Source organism: Achromobacter arsenitoxydans SY8, assembly GCF_000236785.1.
In the GTDB taxonomy this organism is placed as follows: Bacteria; Pseudomonadota; Gammaproteobacteria; order Burkholderiales; family Burkholderiaceae_B; genus Achromobacter; species Achromobacter arsenitoxydans.
Window position 1 is genome coordinate 119,354 of record NZ_AGUF01000075.1, and the last position, 6,890, is coordinate 126,243.

Consider the following 6,890-nt stretch of genomic DNA (forward strand, 5'->3'; position numbering starts at 1 on the left):
GGCTCCGCCTTCAGGCGGACCACAAATGCTGCGCCGCATAGGCGCGCCAAGGCCGCCAGGACTCGGACCGGGCCAGCAGCTGCGCAGGCGTGTATTCGCGCGATTCCAGTCTTTCCAGGGCCCGTATCAGCCCGATATCCGCATGCGGAAACGCGTCCGGCTCGCGCAGCTGGCGCAGCGCGATGTACTGCGCCGTCCATTCCCCCACGCCGCGGATCGTGCGCAGGCGCCGCACGGCGTCTTCCAGCCCGCCGGCGGATTCGAACAGATGCCTGTCCGCCACGGCCGCCGCAGCCACTGCCGACAGTGTCGCGGCGCGGCTGCGCGGCATGCCCAGCGACGCCAGTTCGGCCGCGGCCACCGCCTCCGGCTGCGGAAATACGTGGGTCAGCGCGCCGTCGGGCTGCGCCAGCGGCTCGCCGTGCGCGGCCACCAGTTTGCCGGCCAGGCGGATGGCGGCGACGACCGTGATCTGCTGGCCCAGCACGGCGCGCATGGCCAGCTCAAAGCCGTCCCAGGCGCCCGGCACGCGCAGTCCGGGCCGCGCCTGCATCAGCGCCGTCATCACGGGATCGCTTGAGAACTGCGCTGCGATCGCCGCCGGGTCGCTGGCCAGGTCGAAGACGCGGCGCAGGCGCGCGATGATGGCCGGCAGCGCCTGCAGGCGGGGAAAACGCACCGTGGCCTGCAGCGCATCGCCTGCGGCGGGCCTGACCGTCACGGCGCCCTGGACGCCATCCAGGCAGATGGTGCGCGCGTAGGTATCGCCGGTTACGTGTTCGATGCCGGGAATGGCGCGCAGCCGCAGGAAACCCAGCATGGCGTCCCAATCGTAGGGCGGGCGATAGCGCAGCAGCAGCTTGATCTCTCCGTCCTGTCCCGCGGGGACCTCGGGCTTGCCCGAGCGCCGCAGCGCGCCCGGCGCCCGCCCGAAGAGGTCGAGGAAGATTTCGTTGAAGCGGCGGATGCTGCCGAAGCCGGCCGCGAAGGCGATCTCGGCCATGGGCAATTGCGTTTCATGGATAAGCTGCTTGGCCAGCAGTACGCGCCGCGTCTGGGCGACCGCCACGGGCGATGCGCCCAGATGCAGGCGGAACTGGCGCCGCAGCTGCCGTTCCCCCACGCCCAGGCGCTGCGCCAGCGCGTCCACGCCGTCCTCGTCCAGCGCGCCCAGCTCGATCAGCTGCAGCGCGCGCGCCACGCTGTCGGGCAGCTCATGTCCGGGCCCGAGTTCCGGCGCCGTTTCGGGGCGGCAGCGCAGGCAGGGGTGGTAGCCGGCCTCCTGCGCGGCGGCGGCGGTCGAATAGAACGTGACGTTCTTCGACAGGGGCGTGCGCGCCGGGCACACCGGCCGGCAATAGATGCGCGTGGTCTTCACGGCCGTGAAGAAGCGCCCGTCGTAGCGGGCGTCGCGCACCTGGATGGCGCTGTAGCAGGCGTCGTGGTTCAGTGTCATGGCTTGATGCTAACGCCGCCGGCCCGGCGCGATCTAGCGGTTTTCGGACAAGGTTGTGAATCTCATACTGCTGTCCGAAAACCGCCAGCGCGCTGCCGCCGGGCGGGTCTATATTGGCCTCGTCCCCATCGCCAGGAGCGGCGCCATGACCCCGCAGCCATTCGCGCTTGAACGCGTGCCCACCCCCATCGGCCGGATGCTCGTGCTGACCGACGCGCAGCAGCGCCTGCGCGCGGTGGACTGGGAAGACTACGAAGCCCGCATGCACACCCTGTTGCGCCGCCAGTACGGCAAGGACGCCGTCCAGTTGCAGGATGCCCGCCAGCCGTCCACGGCGCGCCGCCGGTTGGAGGACTACTTCGACGGCGACGTCGCGGCCATCGCCAGCCTGCCTGTCGCACTGGGCGGCACGGAATTCCAGCGCCTGGTCTGGCAGGCGCTGCGCGGCATCGAAAGCGGCACCACCCTCAGCTATGGCGTGCTGGCTGCGCGCCTGTTGCGGCCGGAGGCGGCGCGCGCGGTCGGGCTGGCCAACGGGGCCAATCCCGTGGGCATCGTCATCCCGTGCCACCGGGTGATCGGCGCGAACGCGTCGCTGACGGGCTACGGCGGCGGGCTGCACCGCAAGCGCTGGCTGCTGGACCACGAGGCCCGCTGGCGGCCGGCGTAGCGGGCGGACTTTCAACTCCAGGTTGAAAATGTTGTGAATTTCCGCGCGCGCGCCGCGCGGTCCGCTCGGTAAAGTGCCAGCAGACTCATAGCCGCAAGGAGCGCTGGCGCCCCATGAAGACTTACCGCATTGCAACCATCCCCGGCGACGGCATCGGCAAGGAAGTGATTCCGGCCGGCCAGCGCATCATGCAGGAACTGGCCGCCCAGGGCGGTCCGCGCTTCGAATTCCAGGACTTCGACTGGGGTGGCGACTACTACCGCAAGCACGGCGTCATGATGCCGGCCGACGGCCTGGACGCACTGCGCGACAAGGACGCCATCTTGTTCGGATCGGCGGGCGATCCCGACATTCCCGACCACATCACGCTGTGGGGCCTGCGCCTGAAGATCTGCCAGGGCTTCGACCAATACGCCAATGTGCGTCCCACCCGCATCCTGCCGGGCATCGACGCGCCGCTCAAGCGCTGCACGCCCGAACAGCTCAACTGGGTCATCGTGCGCGAGAACTCCGAGGGCGAGTATTCGGGCGTGGGCGGCCGCGTGCACCAGGGCCATCCCATCGAGGCCGCCACCGACGTGTCCATCATGACGCGCGCCGGCGTCGAACGCATCCTGCGCTTCGCCTTCAAGCTTGCGCAGTCCCGGCCGCGCAAGCTGCTGACCGTGGTCACCAAGTCCAACGCGCAGCGCCACGCCATGGTGATGTGGGACGAGATCGCGGTGCAGGTGAGCCGCGAGTTCCCGGATGTGACCTGGGACAAGGAACTGGTCGACGCGGCCACCGCGCGCATGGTCAACCGGCCGGCGACGCTGGACACCATCGTGGCCACCAACCTGCACGCCGACATCCTGAGCGACCTGGCCGCGGCGCTGGCCGGCAGCCTGGGCATCGCGCCCACCGGCAATATTGATCCGGAGCGCCGCTATCCCTCGATGTTCGAACCGATCCACGGGTCGGCCTTCGACATCATGGGCAAGGGCCTGGCCAATCCGGTGGGCACGTTCTGGTCGGTCGTCATGCTGCTTGAGCATCTGGGCGAAACGCAGGCGGCGGCCCGGCTGATGCAGGCCATCGAAAGCGTGACCGCCGATCCGTCGCTGCATACCGGCGACCTGGGCGGACGCGCAACGACCGAACAGGTCACGGCGGCCGTCTGCGCGAAGCTTGCGGCATCGGCGCCGGCCAAGGCGGCCTGAACGCAGCGCACCAAGCGCCGGATGCCCCGGGCGTCCGGCGCCCAAGAGAGCCGGGGCGCGCAGCACCCGGCCGGAGAGACCTGGCAGCACATAAAAAGCGAAGTCCATTCGTATCCAGGAGACAAACCATGCATAAGAAACCGATCTCGGCGCGCGCCCTGGCGTTCGCCTGCCTGCTGGGGCTGCCCTTCGCGGGCGGCGCGCAGGCGCAGTCCTATCCCGCGCGGCCCGTGAATCTGATCGTGCCGTTTCCGGCCGGCGGCACCACGGACGTGCTGGCGCGCGCGCTGGGCCAGGAACTGGCCAAGAGCCTGGGCCAGCCGGTGGTAGTGGAGAACAAGCCGGGCGCGGGATCCACGCTGGGCGCGGACTACGTGGCCAAGGCGGCGCCGGACGGCTACACGCTGCTGATGGGCGCGGTGCATCACACCATCGCCACCAGCGTCTACAAGAGCCTGCACTACGACTTCCAGAAGGACTTCGCGCCCGTGACCACGGTGGCGCTCGTGCCCAATGTGCTGGTGGTCAATCCGAAGCTGGACGCCAAGGACGTGGCGGGGCTGCTGAAACTGGCGCAGGCCGCGCCCGGCAAGCTGACCTACGGCTCCAACGGCATGGGCACCGGCCAGCACCTGATCGGCGCGCAGTTTGAGCGCGCGGGCCACGTGCAGCTGCTGCACGTGCCCTACAAGGGCAGCGGTCCGCTGACGACGGACCTGCTGGGCGGCCAGATCGACATGTCGTTCGACACCATCACCCCGGTGCTTGCGCACATCCAGAGCGGCAAGCTGCGGGCGCTGGCCGTCACCACCAATCAGCGCTCGGCCGCGCTGCCGGACGTGCCGACGATGGAGGAGGCCGGCCTGAAGCCTTTCAACATGGGGACGTGGTTCGGCGTGCTGGCGCCGGCCGCCGCGCCCAAGGAAGTGGTGGACCGCCTGAACGCGGAGATGGTGAAGATCATCCGTTCGCCAGACTTCACCCGGCGGATGGCGGAGATCGGGGCGGTGCCGATCGGCGATACGCCGGCGCAGATGAAGGCGCGCATCGGCGCCGATACCGAGAACTACGCCAAGCTGGTCAAGGAAGCCAAGGTCGCGATCAACTGATTGCGTCCAGCGCGGCGCGCTGCGGTCACGCGCGGATCCAGCCGCGCGCGATCGGCAGGGCCAGCATTTTGCGGTACAGGCCCTGAGCCGCCGCCGTCAGCGGGCCCCCCGCGCGCCGCCATGCCGGCGCGGTCAGCGCGGCGGCCACGGGCGCCAGCGCCAGCCCGCCCGCGATGTCCAGCGGAAAATGCACGCCCAGGTAGACGCGCGACGTCCCCACTACAACCGCGCCGGCCAGCGCCAGCCAGCCCCAGGCGGCCCGGCGCCGGTCCAGGATCAGCGCGAACGCGAACGTGGCGATGATGATCGTGTGGTTGCTGGGAAACGAGGACGTGGGCTTGTGCGCGAAAAACGCGTGTCCCAGGCCGATGACGAACGGCCGCGGATGCGGCCACAGCAAGCCGCACAGGTAGCTGGCGAACAGCGCCACGGCAATGCTGGCCAGCGCTTTGAGCATGAGGCTGCGCTGTTGTTCGCCGCCCCACAGCCAGGCGGCGGCCATGATGCCGGGCACCAGCAGGATGAGCCTGTTGGCGGCCAGCATGGCGGCTTGGATCCGCCACGCCGGCGTGGCGGGGTCGGCGTTGATCAGAAGAAACAGGGACTGGTTGAAGCTTTCCAGGAAATCCATGACACGTCATCGCGGCGTAATAATTCGGTTGCGGCGATGGTAGATGGAGTTCCCGTCAGTTTCCTTACAAGGGGGGAGAAAACTGTATCTGGATCTGATTGGCTCCAGTTCGGTTCTTCCTGGTTGCTGAGATCAAGTACCGCCGTTCCCATCAGGATGATCATCACGGCGCAGTCCGAGACTCACGATCCATGTCGGCCGGCCATTGAACCTTGGGCGCTAGACGCAGCGCCAAGTGGTATGGGGGCACGTCGTTGTTCCAGTCGCGCGGCGGACGCGGATACTTCGGCAAGGCTTCCGGCCCCTGGTTCATGAAGGCGCGCGCCATGGCCCACATGTGTTCGCCGTTGGCGTTGCTGCCGGCCAGTTGGAAGCGGTCGATGACGTGATTGGTGCCGGGTTCGACTACCGCGATATCCACGCCCCAGGCAAAGATCGGTGCACTGGTTGTTGCCGCCATGCGGCTCCAGGCTTCGGCGCGAAGGTCGGCCCAGTTGAATACAACCGGGACTACGCCCCAGCCCTTGCGGCTTAATGGTCCGCCGCTGTGGAAGCGGTAGACGTAGACTTTGCCGCGCTTGCGGTTGAAGCGGATTGGTTCGTCGCGAGGGGGCGCAATGGCTGACCTTAACATTGCAAAACCTGCTATTCCGCCGACGAGAAAGGCAAAAAACATTACGAAGATTGGAACCGGTGTTCTTGCAAAGTCACTAATTCTTAGTTCTAAGAACAGGGGTTCATAAACCAGACTGGCTGCCCAAAACATGCCTGCAGCGCAGGCAACTATGCCCGTCCTATTCAACAGCCTGGAAGTATGTAGTTCAAGACAAATATCGTCCGCAAAATTCGGCGGCAGACCGATGTTCAGCAACGGCTCATGGGGCGGGATTTGAGGAAGGGGGAGGTCAGCCTTCCAGCCCTTTGTTGGCTTGTCTAAAAGCTGTTTTCTCTTTTTTTCAGTCATTTGAGTTCCACTATCCTCATAGTGGCTGTCATCTCGGGATCCTGAATATTCGGCAGGTATTCAATAGCAATTTGCGCCTCATCTATATCGTGTAGATAATTCAATTCGACGTCTCCCTCCACAATCAGGAAATTGGCTTTTCTGCCATCAACGCCGATAACGATGCGCTCCCTAAAAGTGGGTGCCGTGGTCGTTGGATCGTAGTCCAGCCGTTTCGGCGGTTTGTATTCGGTAATCGACGAAGCTTGCGTCAATTGGTACATGTCAGATACCAACAACTCTTCACCGGAATAGCGCTTCACTATAAGTTTCCAGGCGTAGCCCGACAGCGAGGAGTCGTAGTGAGGCAGAGCAATTTGGTATTTCAATTGTCTGATGCCAAAGCTCACATGTGCATCTACTCCCAGTGCTAGCCCATTCAATGCGGAAAGCGCGGAGTTCGCGTCTGCGAATTTATTATATTTCGCATTCCCGAAATGGCTGTAGTAAGCCCACCGTTCCAGCGGAGACGATTCACCCTCTCCGCCGATTTTCCAGGCTATGAAAGCAGCAATGCCCGATAGAATCGCCCACGCGACTGGTCCGAGTATCCATGAGGCGCTCAAGAGCGTCGTCGACACGGTGTAGGCAGCGTAAGCCGCAAAGCCTGCACTTAGGCCAAATAAGGCTGACGCGCCAAAATACCAGTATCCGGCCGCTTCGCCCCCCGCAGCGCGAGCCCGTTTCGCCGCCTTAACCGACGCCAACGCATCAAACAATCCAGACAGCGCCCCAATCACCGCCCCAAATCGCGCCATCACCTTGCCCGCATCCGCCAGCGTCGTCACCGCGCCAACGCCCGAGGCCGGCAGGCGTAAGACT

7 protein-coding genes are annotated in these 6,890 nt (G+C 65.8%); 3 read left to right on the top strand and 4 right to left on the bottom strand.

The features are described from left to right. Positions 1-10 precede the first annotated feature (10 nt). Positions 11-1,456: an AlkA N-terminal domain-containing protein gene (locus KYC_RS24130; protein WP_008167361.1), complete on the bottom strand. Its 1,446-nt coding sequence runs from the start codon at positions 1,454-1,456 to the stop codon at positions 11-13. A gap of 145 nt (positions 1,457-1,601) precedes the next feature. On the opposite strand from KYC_RS24130, the gene ogt reads away from it, so the two are divergent. From ogt to KYC_RS24145, 3 genes are all read left to right on the top strand, one after another. Continuing rightward, positions 1,602-2,126 carry a methylated-DNA--[protein]-cysteine S-methyltransferase gene (gene ogt, locus KYC_RS24135; RefSeq protein WP_043519159.1) on the top strand — a complete coding sequence of 175 codons (525 nt, stop codon included), beginning with the start codon at positions 1,602-1,604 and terminating at the stop codon, positions 2,124-2,126. Positions 2,127-2,239: 113 nt separating this feature from the next. Further along, a complete protein-coding gene (locus KYC_RS24140) occupies positions 2,240-3,325 on the top strand; it encodes a tartrate dehydrogenase (protein WP_008167363.1) in 1,086 nt (361 codons plus the stop codon). Between the two features lie 128 nt (positions 3,326-3,453). After that, the gene (locus KYC_RS24145) at positions 3,454-4,434 is read left to right on the top strand and encodes a Bug family tripartite tricarboxylate transporter substrate binding protein (protein ID WP_008167365.1); all 981 of its coding nucleotides are present in this window, start codon (positions 3,454-3,456) and stop codon (positions 4,432-4,434) included. Between the two features lie 25 nt (positions 4,435-4,459). Here KYC_RS24145 and KYC_RS24150 read toward each other — a convergent pair whose 3' ends face one another. From KYC_RS24150 to KYC_RS29735, 3 genes are all read right to left on the bottom strand, one after another. Next, entirely contained in the window at positions 4,460-5,065 is a 606-nt protein-coding gene (locus KYC_RS24150) for a phosphatase PAP2 family protein (RefSeq protein ID WP_008167367.1), read from the bottom strand. Positions 5,066-5,228: 163 nt separating this feature from the next. Beyond that, complete coding sequence (locus KYC_RS29975; RefSeq protein ID WP_238531988.1) at positions 5,229-6,029, bottom strand: DUF6708 domain-containing protein; 801 nt, start codon at positions 6,027-6,029, stop codon at positions 5,229-5,231. After that, on the bottom strand, positions 6,026-6,890 hold an 865-nt coding region (locus KYC_RS29735), incomplete at its 5' end, for a hypothetical protein (RefSeq protein ID WP_008167370.1). The genes KYC_RS29975 and KYC_RS29735, both read right to left, overlap by 4 nt.

Bases quoted from the DNA above. Each gene is read 5' to 3' on its own strand.
- KYC_RS24130 (WP_008167361.1), bottom strand. From the start codon at position 1,456: ATGACACTGAACCACGACGCCTGCTACAGCGCCATCCAGGTGCGCGAC.
- ogt (WP_043519159.1), top strand. From the start codon at position 1,602: ATGACCCCGCAGCCATTCGCGCTTGAACGCGTGCCCACCCCCATCGGC.
- KYC_RS24140 (WP_008167363.1), top strand. From the start codon at position 2,240: ATGAAGACTTACCGCATTGCAACCATCCCCGGCGACGGCATCGGCAAG.
- KYC_RS24145 (WP_008167365.1), top strand. From the start codon at position 3,454: ATGCATAAGAAACCGATCTCGGCGCGCGCCCTGGCGTTCGCCTGCCTG.
- KYC_RS24150 (WP_008167367.1), bottom strand. From the start codon at position 5,065: ATGGATTTCCTGGAAAGCTTCAACCAGTCCCTGTTTCTTCTGATCAAC.
- KYC_RS29975 (WP_238531988.1), bottom strand. From the start codon at position 6,029: ATGACTGAAAAAAAGAGAAAACAGCTTTTAGACAAGCCAACAAAGGGC.